Here is an 18,956-nt window from a genome sequence, read left to right as displayed (position 1 = left end):
CGTCCGCTCCTCGTATTGCCACAAGCCGTCCCCGTCAGGGGCGCGGGGAGGTGGCTTCGGACGGGTGGCGGCGCTCGAGGGCGGCCGCGAGACAGCGTGCGATGGTGTCGCCGTCGGCGGGCCTGTCGAGATAGGCGCTGGCTCCGGCGCTCATGACGCGGTCGCGCGTCGCCGGCGTGGAAAAGGCCGTCATGAAGATCATCGGAAACCTTCGGCCGGCCGCGATCAGCTCCGCCTGGAGCTGATCGCCGGTCATCTGGGGCATCTGGATATCCGCGATCATGCAGTCCGGGTCCCCGACCTCCCGATCATTCAGGAACTCGGGCGCTGAGCCGTAGCTGCGTACCTCGGCGGTTGCGGTCCCCAGGGATCGCTTTGGACATCGCACAGCGGTTTGGAGGCGGCTCTCGTCAGGGAAGAGAAATGCCCAGCGCTTCCGCCTTGCGCACCAGGTCGGCGAGCGATCGCACGCCCATCTTCCGCATGACGTTGCCGCGATGGATCTTCACGGTGATCTCGCTCAAGCCGATGAGGCCGGCGATCTGCTTGTTCATCAGCCCCGACACGACATGGGCCAGCACCTCACGCTCGCGCGGCGTCAAGGTCTCATATTCGGCGCGCAGGTCATCGTCGGTTGCGGCCTTGGTTCGCCTGTTTTTGTCGCGCTCGATCGCAGTGGTGACCGCGTCGAGCATGTCCTGATCCCGAAACGGTTTCGACAGGAAGTCGATGGCGCCGGCCTTCATCGCACGCACCGTCATGGGGATATCGCCATGACCCGTCATGAAGATGATCGGCAGGTCGATGCCGTGCCTCGCGAGCTGGTCCTGGAAATCCAGGCCGCTGATGCCCGGCAGCCGCACGTCGAGGATGATGCAGCCCGGCAGGTTTGGAAGCGAACCTTGAAGGAGTTCCGCAGGCGATCCGAACAGACGCGTCTGGAGCCCGATGGAGCGGAACAGGCTGTCGAGGGACTCGCGCACGGCGAGGTCGTCGTCGACGACGATGACCACGGGCTGACTCGAGTTCGCGGCGGGGGCGGTCTTTGCCGAAGTCTGCCTGATCATGGTGCCGTGCCGATCTGCAATACGGGGAGCGTGAGCCGGAACGTCGCGCCATTGCCCGGCACGCTCTCGACGGACAGCGTGCCGCCATGAGCTTCCGTCGTCGTTCGGCAGATCGCAAGCCCCATGCCCATTCCCTCCTTCTTGGTCGTGAAGAAGGGGCTGAACAGGCGTTCGATGTCGCCGGCTGCGATGCCTGGTCCGGAATCGCCGATCGTCACGACGAGGCTTTCGGTTGTCGGGCGCGTCGCGCCGACGGACAGGAGCCGCGGGCCCGGCTGATCCGCCATCGCCTGGCCGGCATTGACCATGAGATTGACCAGCACCTGCTGGAGCTGAATCCGGTCGCCCGTGATCGATGGCAGGTCGGGCTCGATCTCGACGCATAATTCGACGCGTTCGCGCGCGAGTTCGCGCTGCACGAGCAGGCTCGCCTCGTCGATGATCGCGGCGACGCTGAGCTCATTGTGCTGCGCCGGAGCTTTCGTGAGGAACGCGCGGATGCGCTTTACGATCTCGCTGGCCCTGCGCCCTTCGGAGATGATGCGTTCGATCGCCGTCTCGACCTCGTGCAGGTCAGGCTTTTCGCGGCGCAGCCAGCGCATCCCGGCTTCGCCGCTGGTCACGACCGACATCAGCGGTTGATTGACCTCATGGGCGATCGAGGCCGTGAGTTCGCCGAGCGTCGCGACACGGGCTGCATGGGCGAGTTCGGCCTGGGCTGCGAGCAAGGCGTCCTGCGCCTGCTTGCGCTCTGTATTGTCGATAACAAAAACCAGAACGTTGGCATCATGGTCATCGACGCTTGGAAAGGTGATCGCAAAGAGCACCGGGATGCGGCGGCCGTCGAGCCGAATAATCTCGGTCTCGCCCTCGTGAGAGGTCTCGCCGCGAGCAAAGGCTGCCAGCGCGGCGGTAAAAGTCCTGTCGGTTTCCGAGAGGATCTCGTCGACCGATTCCAGGAACCGGGATGAACTGCCTGCCGCAACCATAGCAAGAAATGCAGGATTCACATCGACGATCTTCGCCAATCTGCGGGCACGTTCGACGAACTCCGGATGGCCTGCCAGGTGTGCCCCCAGAGCCGCGGAGTCTGACAGACCAAGCGCCCTCAGTTCGGCCCGGATTTCGGTCCAGTCTTCTTGAACGACACCGATCCGGCTGGCGTCGAACATGCGGCGGTAGCGCCGCTCGCTCTGGACAAGGGCGGCATGGGCTGCTTGGCGGTCCGTGATGTCGGTGTGTGTTTCCAGCACGCCCACCGGTCTTCCCAGCCGGTCGCGCTGCACGGCCCATCGGCTCTCGACGACCAGGATATCGCCGAGCTTGGTCTTCTGTCTAAGAGTACCGTCCCAGCGCCCCGTTTCGAACAGGGAGGCCTCGATCGTTTCGCGCGGCTCGGAATAGCTCGTCTCAAGCAACTCATCCGCTACGCGACCGACCGCTTCGCGAGAACGCCATCCATAGACCTCCTCGGCCGTGCTGTTCCAGAAGGCGATCACGCCGAACTGGTCCCTCACGAAGATCATGTCATGCGAGAGGTTCAGCAGTCTGGCCTGTGCGGTGAGCGTATCGGTCGCGCGCTGGTTTTGGAGCGCGAGAGCAGCGGTAATGCCGATCGCCGAAAGGCTGACGAGCGCTCGCAAGGTTGGCGACCCGGCATGAGCCAATCCGTGGCTGTCAACATAGGCCGCAACGGTGAGCGCGATGCTGGCGGCCGCGGCCGCGAGAATGTCGCCACGCCGCGACGTCCGCGCGGCGAGCAAAACCACGACCACGTAGAGCACAGCCACTGCCCCCTCGAGGGGGGTGAGTGTGTCGATCAGAAATATTCCCAGGGCAAGCAGCGCGGCTGCGGCGCGAAAAGCGCTACGCATCATGCGCGAACCGGGAAGCTGAGCACGGTCTCTAGGAGCTTGATGTAGCGATGACAGCTGTCGGGAGGGCTCCCGGGACGACATGATCACGGTTCGCCTCGGCGAGTTGGCGCAGCCCACCTCATCGTGGAGGGCGTTGTGCCGGCCCATGCTGTTTGGTCGCAAATCATCATGGCTTCCGCTTCGATTGCGGGGTGTGCCGCCTTGCCAATGTGACGGAATCCGAGACGGAGGAAATCATACTGGAGTTTAGTTCGGACGAGACGATATCCGCGACTCTTTTACGCGGCCGGGCGCAGGGCACATGAGCCGCAGTTTCTCCAAGTGTCGCTGACACCGGCTTGTCAGGGACGCTGGCGTCACGTCGGGACACCTTCGGATGCCGGGACTAAACTGACGTATGAGGCGGCGAAACGATCGGTCAATTTAGGCGCCCCCTGCCGCCGCCTATCCTTCTGGTCATCGGGTGTCGAACCCCGATCGCCCTGACGATCCCTTTTTCGGTGACGAGCGAAGTCTCGGTCTCGGGATCGCCGATGTTCCAGGAGATTTCCCATGAACGATCTTTCGCTTCAGCCTCATCGGAGCGCCGCCCTCCGCACGCCGACCGATCTCGGCGCGCAGGCCACGACGGACATCGCCGCCGCGCTGACCGGCCTGCTCGCAGACATGTTTGCGCTCTATCTCAAGACCAAGAACTTCCACTGGCACCTCTCAGGGCCGCACTTTCGCGATTACCACCTGATGCTCGACGAGCAGGGCGACCAGATATTCGCGACCACCGACGCCATCGCGGAACGGGCCCGCAAGGTCGGCGGCACGACCCTGCGCTCGATCGGCCACATCCAGCGCATCCAGCGCCTGCTCGACAACGATGCCGAGTATGTGACGCCGCAGGACATGATCGCCGAACTTGCCGACGACAATCGCCAGCTGACCGGCTTCCTTCGGGCGACCCACGCCGTCTGCGAGACCCACAACGACGTCGCCTCCACCAGCCTGATCGAGGTCTGGATCGACGAGGCCGAGCGTCGGGGCTGGTTCCTCTACGAGATTACGCGCAGCGAGCGCTGATCATCGGCGGATCCGTGGTGTCGCGCTGTCCTGCCAGAATTCGATAGGGAGTTCCCGATGCTTCAACCGCATCCCGCTGCGGCCTTGCCACCCGGCACGGCCGCTCCGGCCTTCAGTCTGCCGGTGACGCCGGACCAGAAGGTCTCGCTCGATGATCTTCGTGGCAAGCCGGCGATCTTGGCCTTCTATCCTGCGGACTGGAGCCCAGTCTGTGGCGACCAGATGGCGCTCTATAACCAGATCCTGCCTGAGTTCCATCGGGCAGGCGCGCAGCTGGTCGGCATCTCGGTCGACGGGGTCTGGTGCCACGCGGCCTTCGCCGAACAGCGCAAGCTGCATTTCCCGCTGCTCGCCGATTTCGAGCCGAAGGGCGCGGTGGCGCGCAACTTCGGTGTCTACCGGCACGGGGAGGGGATCGCCGAGCGGGCGTTGTTCGTCCTCGACGCGGACGGCATCATCCGCTGGAGCTTCGTGTCTCCGCTCGGCATCAATCCCGGCGCCGACGGCATCCTCGATGCGCTCGACAAGCTCGCCGCAACCTTACCATCCCAGGGGCATCAATCATGAGCCATCTCTCCATTCCCGTCGGCCCGCAAGATCATGCGCAAGGCCCGGCCGACGCTCCCGTCACGCTCGTGGAATATGGCGACTACGAATGCCCGTATTGCGGAGAGGCCTACCCGGTCCTCAAGGCCGTCCAGCATGCCATGGGTTCCCGGCTGCGCTTCGTCTTCCGCAATTTCCCGATCTCGGAGCTGCATCCCCACGCCGTTCGCGCGGCCGAGTTCGCGGAAGCGGCCGCCGGTATCGGTAAGTTCTGGCAGGCGCACGACATGCTCTACGAGCATCAGGGCGCCCTCACCGAGAGCGATCTCCTCCACTACGGCAGCAGGATCGGCCTCGACGCAGCAGCGCTGCGCGACGCTTTCGATGGTCGCTTTGACCAGACGATCAAAGGCGATTTCATGGGCGGAGTCCGAAGCGGCGTGAACGGGACACCGGCCTTGTTCATCAACGGCCTGCGCTACGACGGCGAACGGGATGTCGAGAGCCTCGTCGAGATGCTCCGGCAGGCGGCGCGAGGCTAGCCCAAGCAGCACACCACGTCCCGCCGCTGGCGGCCTGACAAACACATTACCTGCTCGAGCCGAACGGCTGTCCCGACCTGCGGACCTGCGATGGCCGGTTCTCATGCGAAGGGTTGAAACGATGAACGATCCGAAACTCTCATTCCGCTACCAGCTCGAAAACGCGGCCCCGCGTGTCGGAGCCGGCGGCACTACGCGCGGCGCCTCGGTCCGCCAGTTTCCCGCCAGCGTCGGCATTGCCGGGGTATCGATGCGTCTTGAAGCCGGCTCGATGCGGGAGCTGCACTGGCACGCCAACGCCGCCGAATGGGCCTATGTCGTGTCGGGCAATTGCCGCACGACGATCCTTCACCCCAATGGCGTCTCGGCGACAGACACGTTTGGCCCGGGCGATGTCTGGTATTTTCCGCGCGGCTGGGGCCATTCGATCCAGGGAATCGGGCCCGGCGAGTGCCATTTCATTCTGATCTTCGACAACGGCGACTTTTCGGAAGATCACACCTTCAGCGTAACAGACTGGCTTTCGCGGACGCCGCTCTCGGTGGTCTCACAAAACCTGGGTGTTCCGGAGGGTGATCTCGCCACCCTTCCCAAGGGCGAGGCTTATTTCGCCAAAGGACCCGTTCCCGACGATGCTTCGTTCGACGCTGCCGTTCGGCCGGAGCCGCAGCTCGTGACACCGCATCGCTATCCCCTGCATGCGCAGCAGCCGCGACGCGTGGCGGGCGGCGGGCGGCGGGACGCAGCGCACCGTCACGGTGGACGAGTTTCCGATCTCGACGAGCATAGCGGGGTCTGTGCTGGAGATTCAGCCGGATGCGATGCGCGAGCTGCACTGGCATCCCAATGCCGACGAGTGGCAGTACTATCTGGAGGGAACAGCTGAGATGGCTGTGTTCCTTGCGGAGGGGCAGGTGGTCACGGAGCAATTCGAGGCCGGCGACGTCGGCTATGCGCCAATGGGGGCAGGGCACTACATCCGCAACACAGGCCCGGCGCTGCTGCGCGTGTTGATCGGCTTCAATAACGGGCACTACGAGGCGAACGATCTGTCAGCCTGGCTCGCCTCGAATCCGGTCGATGTTCTCGCGACCAATCTTGGGTTGTCGCGAGACGTCGCGGCCAAGCTGCCGCGACATTCGCGTTTCATGGTGCCAGGCAAATCCGCGTCCGGATAGCTTTTGCTACCAACTAGTTGGCGCGTTTCACGCCGCGACATTTGGACGATCTCGGCGACGGCAAGCGACATCCCGTCGCTTTTGGCGCAGGCAGGGTCAGCGTGATCGAACGGCGTGACGATCCTCGATGCGAATGTCTACGCCAACGTCCAGGCGACGAACCGGGCGCCACTTCCAACAATAACCAGGACCCTTAGATGAGCCTGATCGACACGCGCCGCCAACAAATGTTCCCCATCCTCGATGTCGCGCAGATAGCGATGGCCAGGCGTTTCGCGAGTGCCGCCCCGCAAAGGTTCACTGCGGGCGAAATCGTCTTTGACGTGGGCGATCATAACGCCCCGGCCTGGGTGGTCCTCGAAGGAGAAATTGAGGTGGTCCGCCGTGACGGCCTGGGGCGAGAGGAAATCATCACGCTCCAGGGCGCCGGGCAGTTCACCGGCGAGGTCAGTCAACTGGCGGGTCGCAGCTCGCTGGCCGCCGGCAAAGCCGGTCCTGACGGGTGCCTCGCCGTTCCGCTCGATGCGGCTCACTTGCGAGCTCTCATCATTGGCGCGGCCGATATCGGCGAAATCATGATGCGGGCGCTGATCCTGCGCCGCGTTGCTCTGATCGAAGGGGGCGCAGCCGGATCCGTTCTGATCGGAACGCCGGGGCAGATCGACCTGACCCGGCTTCAGGGATTTCTGGCTCGCAACGGCTATCCCTACACGACCATCGACGCTGAGGACGACAGCGAGGGGCGTGCCATCGTAGAACGGCTGGGCATCCAGCCCGATGAATTGCCCTTGATGGTCTGCCCGGTCGGGACCGTGCTGAAACGGCCGACGATCGCGGAAGCCGGCCTTTGCCTGGGCATGACCCCCGAACTCGATCCAGCCAAGATTTATGACGTCGCCGTCGTCGGGGCGGGTCCAGCGGGTCTGGCGACTGCCGTTTACGCCGCATCCGAGGGTTTGAGCGTCCTCGTGCTGGACCAGCGCGCGATCGGGGGCCAGGCAGGTGCTTCCGCCCGTATCGAGAACTATCTGGGCTTTCCTACAGGGATTTCCGGGCAGGCGCTGGCGGGACGCGCCTATAATCAGGCCCAGAAGTTCGGCGCCGAGCTGGCCATCCCGGTGGAAGTGAAGCGGCTGGACTGCGCCGTGCGCGATTCATCCCCTCTGGCGCCGCTTAAGCTCGATCTGTCGGCCGGGCAGACCGTGCTGGCCCAGACCGTCGTCATCGCTTCCGGGGCACGCTATCGCAGGCCCGCGATCGCCAACCTTCCGCTTTTCGAGGGATCCGGCGTTTCTTACTGGGCGTCGCCCGTCGAAGCCCTTCTTTGCGCCGGTGAGGAAATAGCGCTGGTTGGAGGCGGTAATTCGGCGGGGCAGGCGATTGTCTTTCTGGCGCCGAAGGTCAAGCGGCTGCATCTGGTCATTCGGGGCAAGGGCTTGGAGGCGTCGATGTCGCGTTACCTGATTGATCGTATCTCCACGCTTCCCAATGTGGAGATCCATACCGAAACGGAAATCTCGGAACTGGAAGGCAACGCGGCGCGAGGGCTCACGGGCGCGATCATGCGTCATCGGGCGAGCGGCGCGATGACCCGGGTCTCCTTGCGCCATCTCTTCTTGTTCGTCGGCGCGGATCCCAATGCCGAATGGCTCTCCGGCCGCGTCAGCGTCGACAAGGCAGGCTTCATTCCGACAGGGCAGCCCGAATGCACCGGATCAGAACGATCCGTTCGCCCCGTCCTCCCCTTGGAGACGGATCAACCGGGAGTATTCGCGATCGGGGATGTCCGAGCGGGCTCAACCAAACGTGTCGCGGCCGCCGTCGGCGAAGGAGCGGCGGTGGTAGCTCAGGTTCACGTTTACCTGGCCGCGCTAAGAGGCGAGGAGGCAAGGTAGATTCGCCATCGACCGTACGTGCGAACAAGCGCCGAAGCATTACCATTGGCAAATTTACCAATTTTCTCAAAGGCTTGGAAAGTGATCGATAGGGTCATGTTTCAATGCCTTGCCGCGGGGCAACAGCGCGCCGATTCACAATCTGATGGCGTCAACCCTGTCTGCGCATGCCGGGCAAGACCGAGCATGAGGCTTGGCTGCCCGCAGGCTCGGTCAGGGATGTGGAGAGCGGATGGCGGTCAACTGGCTGAAGGGGGGCTCTCGATTGAGGACGTTTGGGCAGTCCCGCCGACTTCCTCAACTCGTTGATGCGCTTGGCCCACCAGTGCCGAATCCGACGGACATTTACACCTCTGACCATCGCTCGTGCGGGCGAGATGCGCCAAAAGCATGCGTAATCGGGCGGTCCCGCGAGGGGCCAAGCTCCCATTAAGGTGGTCTCGGTTCAGCCGAGACGAAGGGAGAGGACGATGTTCTACACTGCGTTGGATGTGTCGCTGCGGTCAGTGGCGGTCTGCATCATCGACCAGGACGGCAAGGTCAGGCTCGAGAGGTCGATCCCATCCGAGGTCCCGGACCTGGTCCGCTGCCTTCGGGAATTCGGCGAGCCGATCCACCAGGTCGGTCTTGAGGCGGGCACGCTCACGCAGCACCTGACCTATGGCCTGACCGAGGCCGGCTTTGAGGTCGTCTGCATTGAAGCGCGCCAGGTCAATGCCGCACTGTCGGCCATGCGCAACAAGACCGACAAGCACGACGCCCGCGGCATTGCCCAGATCCTTCGGTCGGGCTGGTACAGCCGAGTGCACGTAAAAAGCGTCGAGAGCCATCACACCCGCGCGCTGCTGACCAGCCGCAAGGTCATGCAGCGCAAGTGCATCGACCTGGAGAATGAGATCCGCGGCCTGTTGAAGGTCTTTGGCGTCAAGCTGCCGATGCGCCTGTCCCGCGGCGCCTTCGACCTCGCCGTTCGCGACATGATCGAGAGCGATCCAGCGCTCAGCCATGCGCTCCTGCCGATGCTGCAGGCGCGTCAGATGCTCTTGGAGACCTTCCTCGAGCTCGATCGGCGCGTGAAGCGGGTCGCCCGCGACCACGCCATCTGCCGGCGCTTCATGACCGTGCCGGGCGTCGGCGAGATCACCGCCCTCAGCTTCAAGGCTGCGGTGGACGATCCCGCCCGCTTCAAGAGCTCCCGCACGGTCGGCGCCCATTTTGGGCTTACGCTCAGGCGCTTCCAGTCCGGCGAGACCGACAACCCGGACCGCATCTCCCACGCCGGCGACGCCGACATGCGCGCCACCCTCTACGCCGCCGCGAACGCCATGCTGATGCGCTCAATCACCTGGTCGAGCCTCAAGGCCTGGGGGGTTCGCCTGATGAAGGCCAAGGGCCGCCGGCGCGCTGTCGTCGCCGTCGCCCGCAAGATCGCCGTCGTCCTCCATCGCATGTGGGTCGATGGCACCGACTTCCGCCTGGGATCGGAGGCTGTGGCATGAGCTAACTCGAAACTAACGAACCGATCCCGGCCGGATCGTCCCACGCGGACGACGGGATGGATGAAGCCGCAAACTTCTGCTGCGCTCCGAGCGCGACCAAAAGCGAGGCTCGCCAGACCCTGATCCCATGCATGCGTGCAGCGGCTCCGCTTGGAAGGAGCCATCAGACTGCGAAGAGAAGCGTGACCCGCGTGAACGATAAGGCCAGCGCAGATCAAACCAGAGCTTGACCCTCATGCCCGATTAGAGAAGCTGAAGTTGGGCTCCAGCCGAGAAGCGGACATTTGTGTTGGCGCGGCTTAAACTTAGAGGCGGCAGATACTGCCGACCGCAAAGCAAAATCTGCCGCGGTCGGCCAGCCTCGAAGACTGCGTCGTTACCCAGAATGCCGAGAATTGCCGTCCATTTCGGACTTTCTGACGGCACGGCGATTGCTGATCCGTACTGTGAGAGTAGCATGGGGGTAGGAAATGAACGTTCTCGGTTTCGGCTCAGCCTATCTTCCCGACAGGCCCGCTTATGATCTTGGTGCCGCGCAACGCATTGGAGCGAAAGCTCCACCTGGCACTAAGGCACCATCAGAACCTGGTCAGTCGCAAGCGCCGGCTTCGGACGCCGAAATTAAGCAGTTCAAGGACGACCTGGTCGCCTATCGGGCCCGGCAGGACACTTCGGGCGATTACCCCGCATTTCAGATGATGATCCCAGCGAATGAGCGGGGCTATGTGCCAGCCCCATCCGCCGATCAGCAGAAGCTCATCGACGCGATTACCGCTCGACATGAGCAAGATGCGGAGCTGCGCAATCCGATGATCGACATGACCAAAACCGCGCTTTGGAAGGAGCTGACCGAGAATGGCGTCAATTCCGACCAAATCGCGAAAAGCGCCAAATACTTCTATTCCCCTGACGGTAGCATTGTAGACCGTAAGGCGGCCACGTCGGGCGTCGATAGATTGATCTAGCCCTTCTCGAAGCGCACGGTTAGCGCGTCCACGAAGAAGACAGGCGCCGAAAGTTCACGGGCTTGCGGGGTGTGACGTTCTCTCGCCTAGCGCATGGCCCACGTGGCGATGCGCTCGGAGCATCAGAATGGATCACCGGTTCACGATATCATTGACAGCTGAGGTGAATTCGCGAGCGAGATTTATGAAGGTTTTGAAGGCTGCGGAAGGGTTCTTCCGGCCGGGATAGTAGAGACACAGTGGCGCCGCGGGCTTCATCCAGTCCCCTAGGACGCGGATCAGGCGGCCGGCTGCAATGTCTTCTCGGACGTCCGATTCCATGAAGAAGCCGATGCCGATCCCGCTGAGAACGGCAATTCGCGAGAGGCTGGCCTCATCCAATGTGATCGGGCCTTTGACGTCGATCTGGACCGGCTGGCCATCTTTCTCGAAATGCCATTTGTAGATGCCGCCGTCGGGCAACCTGATGCGGATGCACGTGTGGTTGAGGAGGTCCAGCGGCACGCGAGGAGTGTCGTGGTTCTCAAAATAATCAGGCGAAGCCACGACCACATATGATCTGCTAGGGCCGATCGGGATTGCGATCATATCGCTCGGGACAAAGTCCGCGCTTCTCACGCCAAGATCAAAGCCATCGGCCACCACATCAACCAAGCGGCCTTCAGTGACCAGGTCGATGTGGACCTGCGGGTAGCGTCGCAGATACTCCAGAATGACGGGCGCGAGAATTTCGCGCGCGGCCGTTGGGAAGGCATTGATCCTGATGGTCCCGGAAGCCGTCTCCTGTTGAGACATCGCGCTGTCCATAGCGCTGTGTATGTCGACGAGAGCAGGTCCGATCTGTTCGACGAAGTTCCGACCTGCATCGGTGAGCGAAACGCTCCGGGTCGTCCGATTGAACAGGCGGACGCCAAGCTGCTTCTCAAACTTCGCGATCAGGTTGCTCAGGGCCGTCGTGGAAACCTGCAGCTCAACGGCCGCTGCTCGGAAAGACTTCCGACGCGCAACCGCCATCACGGCGTCCAGTTCGATGAGGTTGTGGCCGATCATTGTCCCGAATTTCGTGATGTTTCATCCCATTTTATCCCGATTATCAACCCCGTTGTCCATCGCTAAGTTGATGTCCGTGGAAGCAACTGCCGAGGCAAAATCTGAATAGATCAGCCGACGGCCAATTCTACCGACTTCATCAATTGATGAGGATAATGATGTCCCTTGAACTTTCTACGCCGATAGCGCGGTATTTCACTGCGGATCTCGATCCCGATCCTGAGGCGATGGCCGATTGCTTTTCGGAAAACGCTACCGTTCGGGATGAAAACAAGGTCCACACTGGACGGAACGAGATTCGTCAGTGGAAAGTGGACTACTCGAAGAAATACACCGCTAAGTCGACCCCGATCTCGGTCGCCCATGATCGTGGCCGCACTGTCGTGACCTGCCACGTCGAAGGCAACTTCCCGGGCAGCCCGATCGACCTGCGTTTCTTCTTCCGTCTCGAAGGGGACAAGATCGGTGAGCTGGAGGTCACGCTATGACCCCGTTCATCAGCTTTGAGGGCAAGCGGGCTCTCGTGACGTCCGGCACACGTGGCGCTGGCGCGGCAACGGTCAAGCTCTTCAGAGAGTTGGGCGCCAAGGTTCTGACCAACGCCCGGTCGAAACCAGCGGATATGCCGGCCGAGATGTTCGTGGGCGCCGATCTCACGACGCCGGAGGGCTGTGCACAACTGGCCGATGCCGTTCGGGAGCGCTTGGGCGGCGTCGACATCATCGTGCACATGCTGGGCGGCTCTTCGGCGCCGGCGGGAGGGTATGAGGCGCTCACCGACGAGGAATGGCGCAAGGAGCTCGACTTGAACCTGATGCCAGCCACTCGTCTCGATCGCGCGCTGGTGCCGGCGATGACGGCGCAAGGCAGCGGCGTCGTCATCCACGTCACCTCGATTCAGCGCGTCATGTCGCTGCCGGAATCGACGATCGGCTATGCCGCGGCGAAGGCCGCGCTCGCGTCCTACAGCAAGAGCCTCTCGAAGCTGGTTTCGCCCAAGGCGGTTCGGGTCGTCAGTGTCTCGCCAGGATGGATTGCCACGGAGGGCTCCATCGCTTTTGCAGAGCGCCTTTCCGGGGACCATGGCGTCGATATTGAGACTGCCAAGAAGATGATAATGACTGCGCTCGGAGGCATTCCGATCGGCCGGCCGGCCGAACCCGACGAAGTTGCAAGCCTGATCGCATTCGTAGCTTCGGACCGAGCGGGAAGCATCACCGGGACCGAATATGTCATCGATGGCGGGACCGTGCCGACAGTCTAGGCCGGGTTCAGCTCTCGGGGGCAGTGACCGGCGGTGTCTCTGCCCCTTCCAAGACGCCGGTATGGCCGTAGATCGCATCTCGAAGTTGCCGGACCAGGCGATTGAGCTCGGCGAGGTGCTCGGGGGTCTGTCCCGACGCCAAAAGGAGGTTGTCGTTCAGGCAGCCGGCTCGAAAGCGAAGGCGGTCACCGTCCGGGGTGAGCGCGATGATGACCTGGCGCTCGTTTTCGGGATTGCGGGTGCGGCGCAGCAGGCCCGCTGCTTCCATCCTCTTGAGGAGCGGCGTCAGCGTGCTGGACTCCAGAGCAAGCTGGTGAGCGATACCGCCAACGGTCTGGGCATCTTCGCGCCACAGGACGTTGAGCACGAGATACTGCGGGTAGGTAAGCCCAAGGCCATCGAGCAAAGGTTTATAGGCCCGCTGGATCGCGATCTCCGCTGAGTAAATCGAGAAGCAAAGCTGGTCCTCCAGAGGCATTGGAGGAGTGGTCGTGCCCTTGGTCATCAGCAGCCCCTTCGTCGCGGTCACAGGACCGTGATCCCAAAAACATATATCGCGATAATGTTTCGATTGACAAGCGTGGCGAAGAACAGTAATTTATATATCGCGATAACAATTACCGTAGCAAACAAACCTAAGGAGAAATCTCATGAGCAAGCCGATTCGCAACGTCCTGGTCGCCGCAGCTGCTATCGGCACTCTCGCACAGGCTGCCCTCGCGCAGCCTGCGAACACCCCGCAGCCGCGCGCCGCGCAGCCCGCAAAGAATGTCGTCTTGGTCCACGGCGCTTTCGCCGATGGAACGGGTTGGCGGGGCGTCTATGACCTGCTGACGGCTCGCGGCTACCGCGTGACGATAGTCCAGAACCCGCTGACCTCGCTCGAAGACGACGTCGCTGCGACCAAGCGAGCGCTCGACAGGCAGGACGGGCCCACAATCCTCGTCGGACATTCCTGGGGTGGCAGCGTCATCACGGAAGCCGGCGTTGATCCCAAGGTCACCGGCCTGGTCTATGTCTCGGCCCTGTCCCCTGATGCCGGCGAAACCACTGCCCAGCAATACGAGGGTTTCGCGCCGGCGACGGAGTTCGTTCTCGACAAGACGCAAGATGGCTTCGCCTTCGTGGATCGCGACAAGTTCAAGGCCGGCTTCGCCCATGACGTTGCCGAACCGGACGTCGCCTTCATGCGGGACTCGCAGGTGCCGATCAACCTGTCGGCCTTCGGAACCAAGCTGAAGAACGCGGCCTGGCGGACCAAGCCGAGCTGGGCCGTGATTGCCAGCGAGGACAAGGCCTTCGATCAGGCGATGCTGGACCACATGGCGAAGCGCATCGGCGCCAAGGTCACCAAGGTCTCGGCCAGTCATGCGCTGTTCATGACCCAGCCCAAGGTCGTCGCTGATGTGATCGACCAGGCCGCTCGCCAGGCCGCTGCTGCAGCGAAGTAGTCGGCCCGCCGCGTACCGCGCGGCTCCCTAAACGGCCTAGTGCCGAAATCGAAAGAGCAACCGATGACTGACAACTCTGCCCCCGGCGATGCCGGGGGCCTGGAAAAGCGCGCGCGTGAAAACCAGGCGGAGCGCAAAGCCAACCTCAAGGCCACTTACGACTTCATCATTTGCGGTGCCGGTTCGGCGGGATCAGTGATCGCGCGCCGCCTGGCCGAGAATCCCGCGTGCGAGGTGTTGCTGATTGAGGCAGGTCCCGATGACGACGCTGAGTCCGTCCTTGATCCCGCCCTGTGGCCTACCAATCTCGGTACTGATCGCGATTGGGGATTCCAGGCTGAGCCCAATCCCCATCTCGACGGCCGGGCCCTCTCGATGTCGATGGGTAGGGGCCTCGGCGGCGGCTCCAGTGTCAACGTCATGGTATGGGCACGCGGCCACCGCAGGGACTGGGACCATTTCGCGGCAGCGACGGGCGATCCCGGCTGGAATTATGGTTCGGTTCTCGACATCTATCGTCGGATCGAGAACTGGCAGGGTAAGCCGGATCCGAGATACCGGGGCACGACCGGTCCGGTCTGGGTCCAGCCCGCGAAAGACCCGAGCCCCATCGCCGGCGCCCTGCTGGATGCAGCGGAAGGCCTCGGCATCCCCCGCTTCGATCATCCCAACGGCGAGATGATGGAAGGCGTGGGCGGGGTTGCCTACACTGACATGCTGGTTCGGGAAGGACGGCGGCATTCCCTGTATCGGGCCTATGTCCGGCCGATCGCCGATCGTCCGAACCTGACGATCCTCGCCGAGACGGTCGTTAGGCGCGTCCTGTTCGAGGGCGCCGCGCCACAGGTGTAGAGATCGAGCGCGCCGGCACAATCACGGCCGTAAAGGCAAGCATGGAGGTCGTGATCTCGACCGGTGCGATCAATACGCCGAAGTTGCTGATGGTGTCAGGGGTAGGCGATCGTGAGGAGCTGTCACGATTCGGCATCCCGGTCGTCCAGCATCTTCCCGGCGTCGGCCGCAATCTACAGGATCACGTCTCGTTCGGCTGCACATGGGAATACCGTGAGCCGATTCCGCCACGCAACAGCGGCAGCGAGGCCACCCTGTATTGGAAAAGCCGGCCGGACCTGACGGAGCCCGATCTTCTCTTCTGCCAGGTGGAGTTCCCGGTCCCGAGCGAGCGGACGGCCCAAAGGGGCGTGCCAAGCCATGGCTGGACGATGTTCGCGGGACTTGCCCAGCCTCACAGTCGTGGCCGGATTCGTCTGAAGTCTGCCGATCCAGACGACATGCCTGTGGTCGATGCCAACATGTTGTCGGATCCGCGCGACCTTGAGGCGGCTCGGGCCTGCGTGAGGCTTTGTCGGGAGCTTGGCAGCAGCGACGCCTTTCAGCCGTTCGTCAGTGTCGAACGCATCCCCGGGGCCGGTCGGCCGATCGACGACGCGTTCATCCGCGATGCGGCGGTTACCTACTGGCATCAGTGCGGCACCGCGAAGATGGGATCGGACGACATGTCGGTCGTCGATGGCAAGCTGGCGGTGCATGGAATCATCGGCCTGCGGATTGCCGATGGCTCGGTGCTGCCGCGTGTCACGACGGGCAACACGATGGCGCCGTGCGCCGTCGTCGGCGAGCGGGCTGCCGAGATAATGCGACGGCAGTACGGGCTATAATTCCCTGATGTACTGATGATACGTGCTGAAGCGCGCCGGCCGCGCTTCAGACTCGCCGCGTGAGGCCGCAGAGATATCTATCTCCGTACTCGCCGGCGCATTGTCATGGCCGTTCCCGGTTAGCTGGCGGCGCTGCGCCATTTGCGGACGTTGAGAGCTCGCCAGAAACCGGACGTTCTTTACGAAGGGATTCTCCCATTTCCAGATCTCGGAATATAGTGTCTAGGGACCGGAGCGCACGCCGATCAGACTGCTACGCAATCCGATCGGAGTGCCGACCTCAATTGCAGGTTCACAGTCGGCGGCGCCTTATCTCGTCGTGCCGCCTCAGCGATCTACCGAACAAGCCGCTGCCCCGGCACCGGCTATGCCAGACCGCTTCCTACTTCGCCGCGGCGGCCGGGAAGGTCCAGGTACCGTTCAGGACTTCCGCTCGGGGTCGGTAGAGGCGGACCATGTAGTTCCAGCCCTCCATGATCGGCAGGCAATTGGGGAGCGCGCCGTCGCAGCCGCCTAACTGGATGTCGACGCCGCCGTCGGCGCCCCTCTTCGCGGTGATGCTGTTGAGCGAATAGGCGCCGAGTTCGTTCTTCTCGAAGAACCCGTCCTTGTTGTAGAGGCTGACCGACCAGAAGGCGTCGACCGGCACGCTCGCCGGAACCTTCAGGCCGTAGACCGTCCTGCCGTTGTTCTTCTCGGGGACGACATTGAGGTAGACGGCCTCCTTGTCGGGGTTTCCGCCCCAGCCCGAGGCCGCGCCGAGCAGGAAGCGGACTGGGTCGACCTCCGCGCGCGTGCCGAACATCCGGTTCTTGTCCGGCAGCGTATCGCTGAGCGCTATCAGCAGGTCGCGGACCTTCTTCTGGCTGGCCTGGTCCCAGGCCGGGATCTCGAACTTGCCCGGCCCGCCAGGCTGCTCCACCTTGATCGCGTCCTGCACCGCATGGGCCTGCTTCATGTCGTCCTTGTCCGCCGGATCGGCCAGCGTGCGGAACGCCACGGCGACGTAGCGCGTGCCGACGCTCTCGCGCGTCAGGGTATAGGGGCCCGGCTTATAGGCGACCCGATGGGTGTACTGATCCTCGTCGAACACCTGCATCGAGATGAAGCGCCGGCCCGCATCGGGGACCGTGATCGTGACCGGCCCGGCATCGAGGTCAAACACGGCGGACGAGTAGAGGGTGTCGCGGTTGAGGCGGATGACGGTCTGCTTGTCGAGCGGCGCGGGTTCCCGCGTATGATCGAACTTGCCGAAGCCGCCGTTCCTGACGATGCCGGCGAAATAGAGGTCCGACTCGGCACGCGGGAAGTTCTCGACCGTGACGGGGACCGGCTTGGACTGGGGCGCCTGCGCCTGGGCTGACCAGCTTGCGGCGATGGCGGCCGCTGCCAGCAGTGCGAATGTCTTTCTCATGGTCGCTTCCTTTCTATCAGGCGGCACGAACGAGCGGCGGCTGCTTCCAGCGACCGTTCAATGCCTCGGGCTTGGGCCAGTAGAGCCGCAGCGTCGTCCAGAACGGTCCGGCGGGAACGGGTAGCCAGTTCGCCTCACGCTCCGGTCCCGGAGATTCGTGCTGGAGATAGAGCGTCACCAACCCGTCCGGGTCCCGCTTCAGTGAGGGCAGCATCGGCGAGTTGATGAGGTAGCGGTTGAGCGCATTCGCCGAGAGCAGGCTCTGCGGCAACTCGTAGACAGTAAGCGACCAGAAGGCGTTGACCGGGAACGTGCTCTTCGGATCGAACCGCAGCGTATAGCGCCCGTCCTTGCCGTTCAGCGGCTTGCCGGCGGAATCCGTGTAATAGAAGGGGTAGAGCGCCTCCTCCTTCGAATTTCCGTAGATTCCCAGCGCGGCCGAGGCCATGCGGATCATGTAGTCGTTCTTCAGGAAGCTCCGCGTTCCGAAGCCCTCTGCCGCCGTGCGCTTGCCGGTGTCGAGTTCGCTGGCCTTGAAGGCGGTGAAGGCCTTCCAGGCATCGGCGATGCCGTCCTCCAGCGCCTTGCGCCGCTCGGGCGCGAGCTTGGCGATATCCAGAGCTTTGCCTGATCCGACGCCGAGATGCGCGAGGCGCCGAAGCAAGCCCCGTTCGGACGCGTGTGTCGGGCAGAATTGCAGGACGAAATTCAGGATCTGGAAGAACTCGGCAGAGCTGCGCTGCTGCTCGGCCGAGAGCGGCCGGGGAAATTCGATGGCGGGCGCGGCTGCCGGCGCCGCCTTGCCGAGGAATTGCGAGAGGGGCTGCACCTTGTAGCCCGCCTGGATCGCTTTGACCTTCTCGATGTCGGCCGGCTCGAAGAGCTGGGTCCGGTAGAGCACGAAGGCGAAATCAGTTTCGCAGCGGATAACGCTCTTCACCCCCGGGGGCTTGCGCCCCTTCCAGCCCGGCCCGGCGAGCAGGAAGCTGCCGGCTTCGTTGCCGGTGGCGCGGCTGCCGACATAGGCGAAGTTGAAGGTGTACTGATCGATGAACTGGAGCGAGTAGTAGCGACCAGCCTCCACGGCAGGCACGGAGATCACCAGCGGCTCGGTGCGCAGGTCGGCGCCGATATAGGAATAGGGCGTGTCCGAGTTCGGCGTCTGGATCGCCTTGTCTTCGGGCGTGTAGACGCGCGCCGTGTTGGCGATCACGTTCCAGGGCGCCTTGAATTCGGAGCCGCCGCGATCCGCAAAATACGAATACTGGATGCGGTAATTGTCGACGAGCGGGAAGCCCCAGATCGTCGCTTCCTTGGCGATCGCGCGCAGCCTATCCGCTTCAGCCGCCCCGGCGGCCGAAGGGCTAGAGATCGGGCCGAGCGAGGTGCCCGCACCGATGCTCGCGAGCGACGCGAGAAGCGCCCGTCTGTCGATGGAGAAGGAGCTTGCCATGTTGA

Annotated in this window: 16 protein-coding genes and 2 pseudogenes; 11 read left to right on the top strand and 7 right to left on the bottom strand. The window is 63.2% G+C overall.

Annotation, left to right across the window (positions count from 1 at the left end; genetic code table 11):
• Positions 1 to 34 precede the first annotated feature (34 nt).
• From FQV39_RS30205 to FQV39_RS30195, 3 genes are read right to left on the bottom strand one after another with little or no spacing between them, the layout of a single operon-like run.
• Positions 35 to 388 (bottom strand): response regulator, encoded by a 354-nt coding sequence (locus FQV39_RS30205; RefSeq protein ID WP_149134183.1) that lies wholly within the window; start codon positions 386 to 388, stop codon positions 35 to 37.
• Between the two features lie 22 nt (positions 389 to 410).
• A complete protein-coding gene (locus FQV39_RS30200; RefSeq protein WP_149134182.1) occupies positions 411 to 1,067 on the bottom strand; it encodes a response regulator transcription factor in 657 nt (218 codons plus the stop codon).
• A complete protein-coding gene (locus tag FQV39_RS30195) occupies positions 1,064 to 2,944 on the bottom strand; it encodes a PAS domain-containing sensor histidine kinase (RefSeq protein ID WP_149134181.1) in 1,881 nt (626 codons plus the stop codon). The genes FQV39_RS30200 and FQV39_RS30195 overlap by 4 nt, the downstream gene beginning before the upstream one ends.
• A gap of 552 nt (positions 2,945 to 3,496) precedes the next feature.
• On the opposite strand from FQV39_RS30195, the gene FQV39_RS30190 reads away from it, so the two are divergent.
• The 7 genes and pseudogenes from FQV39_RS30190 (at position 3,497) to FQV39_RS30160 (ending at position 10,640) form a co-directional block, all read left to right on the top strand.
• Positions 3,497 to 4,015 (top strand): Dps family protein, encoded by a 519-nt coding sequence (locus FQV39_RS30190; RefSeq protein ID WP_149134180.1) that lies wholly within the window; start codon positions 3,497 to 3,499, stop codon positions 4,013 to 4,015.
• 57 nt (positions 4,016 to 4,072) lie between these two features.
• A complete protein-coding gene (locus FQV39_RS30185) occupies positions 4,073 to 4,582 on the top strand; it encodes a redoxin domain-containing protein (protein ID WP_149134179.1) in 510 nt (169 codons plus the stop codon).
• Positions 4,579 to 5,103 (top strand): DsbA family protein, encoded by a 525-nt coding sequence (locus FQV39_RS30180; protein WP_149134178.1) that lies wholly within the window; start codon positions 4,579 to 4,581, stop codon positions 5,101 to 5,103. The genes FQV39_RS30185 and FQV39_RS30180 overlap by 4 nt, the downstream gene beginning before the upstream one ends.
• A 121-nt stretch (positions 5,104 to 5,224) precedes the next feature.
• Positions 5,225 to 6,281: pseudogene (locus FQV39_RS30175) on the top strand (cupin domain-containing protein).
• 197 nt (positions 6,282 to 6,478) lie between these two features.
• Positions 6,479 to 8,176 (top strand): FAD-dependent oxidoreductase, encoded by a 1,698-nt coding sequence (locus FQV39_RS30170; protein ID WP_149134177.1) that lies wholly within the window; start codon positions 6,479 to 6,481, stop codon positions 8,174 to 8,176.
• 470 nt (positions 8,177 to 8,646) lie between these two features.
• Positions 8,647 to 9,675, top strand: coding sequence for an IS110 family RNA-guided transposase (locus FQV39_RS30165; protein ID WP_149134176.1), 1,029 nt, complete (start codon positions 8,647 to 8,649; stop codon positions 9,673 to 9,675).
• Between the two features lie 470 nt (positions 9,676 to 10,145).
• Positions 10,146 to 10,640 (top strand): hypothetical protein, encoded by a 495-nt coding sequence (locus FQV39_RS30160; RefSeq protein WP_149134175.1) that lies wholly within the window; start codon positions 10,146 to 10,148, stop codon positions 10,638 to 10,640.
• Positions 10,641 to 10,772: 132 nt separating this feature from the next.
• Here FQV39_RS30160 and FQV39_RS30155 read toward each other — a convergent pair whose 3' ends face one another.
• Positions 10,773 to 11,690 (bottom strand): LysR family transcriptional regulator, encoded by a 918-nt coding sequence (locus FQV39_RS30155; RefSeq protein ID WP_149134174.1) that lies wholly within the window; start codon positions 11,688 to 11,690, stop codon positions 10,773 to 10,775.
• A gap of 155 nt (positions 11,691 to 11,845) precedes the next feature.
• Here FQV39_RS30155 and FQV39_RS30150 point away from each other — a divergent pair, with 155 nt between their 5' ends.
• Positions 11,846 to 12,178, top strand: coding sequence for a nuclear transport factor 2 family protein (locus tag FQV39_RS30150; protein ID WP_248313550.1), 333 nt, complete (start codon positions 11,846 to 11,848; stop codon positions 12,176 to 12,178).
• Positions 12,175 to 12,954 (top strand): SDR family oxidoreductase, encoded by a 780-nt coding sequence (locus FQV39_RS30145; RefSeq protein WP_149134173.1) that lies wholly within the window; start codon positions 12,175 to 12,177, stop codon positions 12,952 to 12,954. Before FQV39_RS30150 ends, FQV39_RS30145 begins: the two co-directional genes overlap by 4 nt.
• A 7-nt stretch (positions 12,955 to 12,961) precedes the next feature.
• Here FQV39_RS30145 and FQV39_RS30140 read toward each other — a convergent pair whose 3' ends face one another.
• Positions 12,962 to 13,459, bottom strand: a complete 498-nt coding sequence (locus FQV39_RS30140) for a MarR family winged helix-turn-helix transcriptional regulator (RefSeq protein ID WP_149134461.1) — start codon at positions 13,457 to 13,459, stop codon at positions 12,962 to 12,964.
• Positions 13,460 to 13,604: 145 nt separating this feature from the next.
• Here FQV39_RS30140 and FQV39_RS30135 point away from each other — a divergent pair, with 145 nt between their 5' ends.
• Together FQV39_RS30135 and FQV39_RS30130 are read left to right on the top strand one after the other, a co-directional pair.
• Positions 13,605 to 14,405 (top strand): alpha/beta fold hydrolase, encoded by an 801-nt coding sequence (locus FQV39_RS30135; protein WP_149134172.1) that lies wholly within the window; start codon positions 13,605 to 13,607, stop codon positions 14,403 to 14,405.
• Positions 14,406 to 14,468: 63 nt separating this feature from the next.
• Positions 14,469 to 16,084, top strand: a pseudogene (locus tag FQV39_RS30130) (GMC family oxidoreductase).
• Between the two features lie 382 nt (positions 16,085 to 16,466).
• On the opposite strand, the gene FQV39_RS30125 reads toward FQV39_RS30130, so the two are convergent.
• Positions 16,467 to 17,498, bottom strand: coding sequence for a DUF1254 domain-containing protein (locus tag FQV39_RS30125; RefSeq protein WP_149134171.1), 1,032 nt, complete (start codon positions 17,496 to 17,498; stop codon positions 16,467 to 16,469).
• 16 nt (positions 17,499 to 17,514) lie between these two features.
• On the bottom strand, positions 17,515 to 18,951 hold the full coding sequence (locus FQV39_RS30120) for a DUF1254 domain-containing protein (protein WP_149134170.1): 1,437 nt from the start codon (positions 18,949 to 18,951) through the stop codon (positions 17,515 to 17,517).
• Positions 18,952 to 18,956: the final 5 nt, after the last annotated feature.

The sequence above is a fragment of the Bosea sp. F3-2 genome (assembly GCF_008253865.1).
Classification (GTDB): domain Bacteria; phylum Pseudomonadota; class Alphaproteobacteria; order Rhizobiales; family Beijerinckiaceae; genus Allobosea.
Note: the sequence above shows the minus strand (reverse complement) of the source record. Positions and strands in the feature narration are given on the sequence as shown.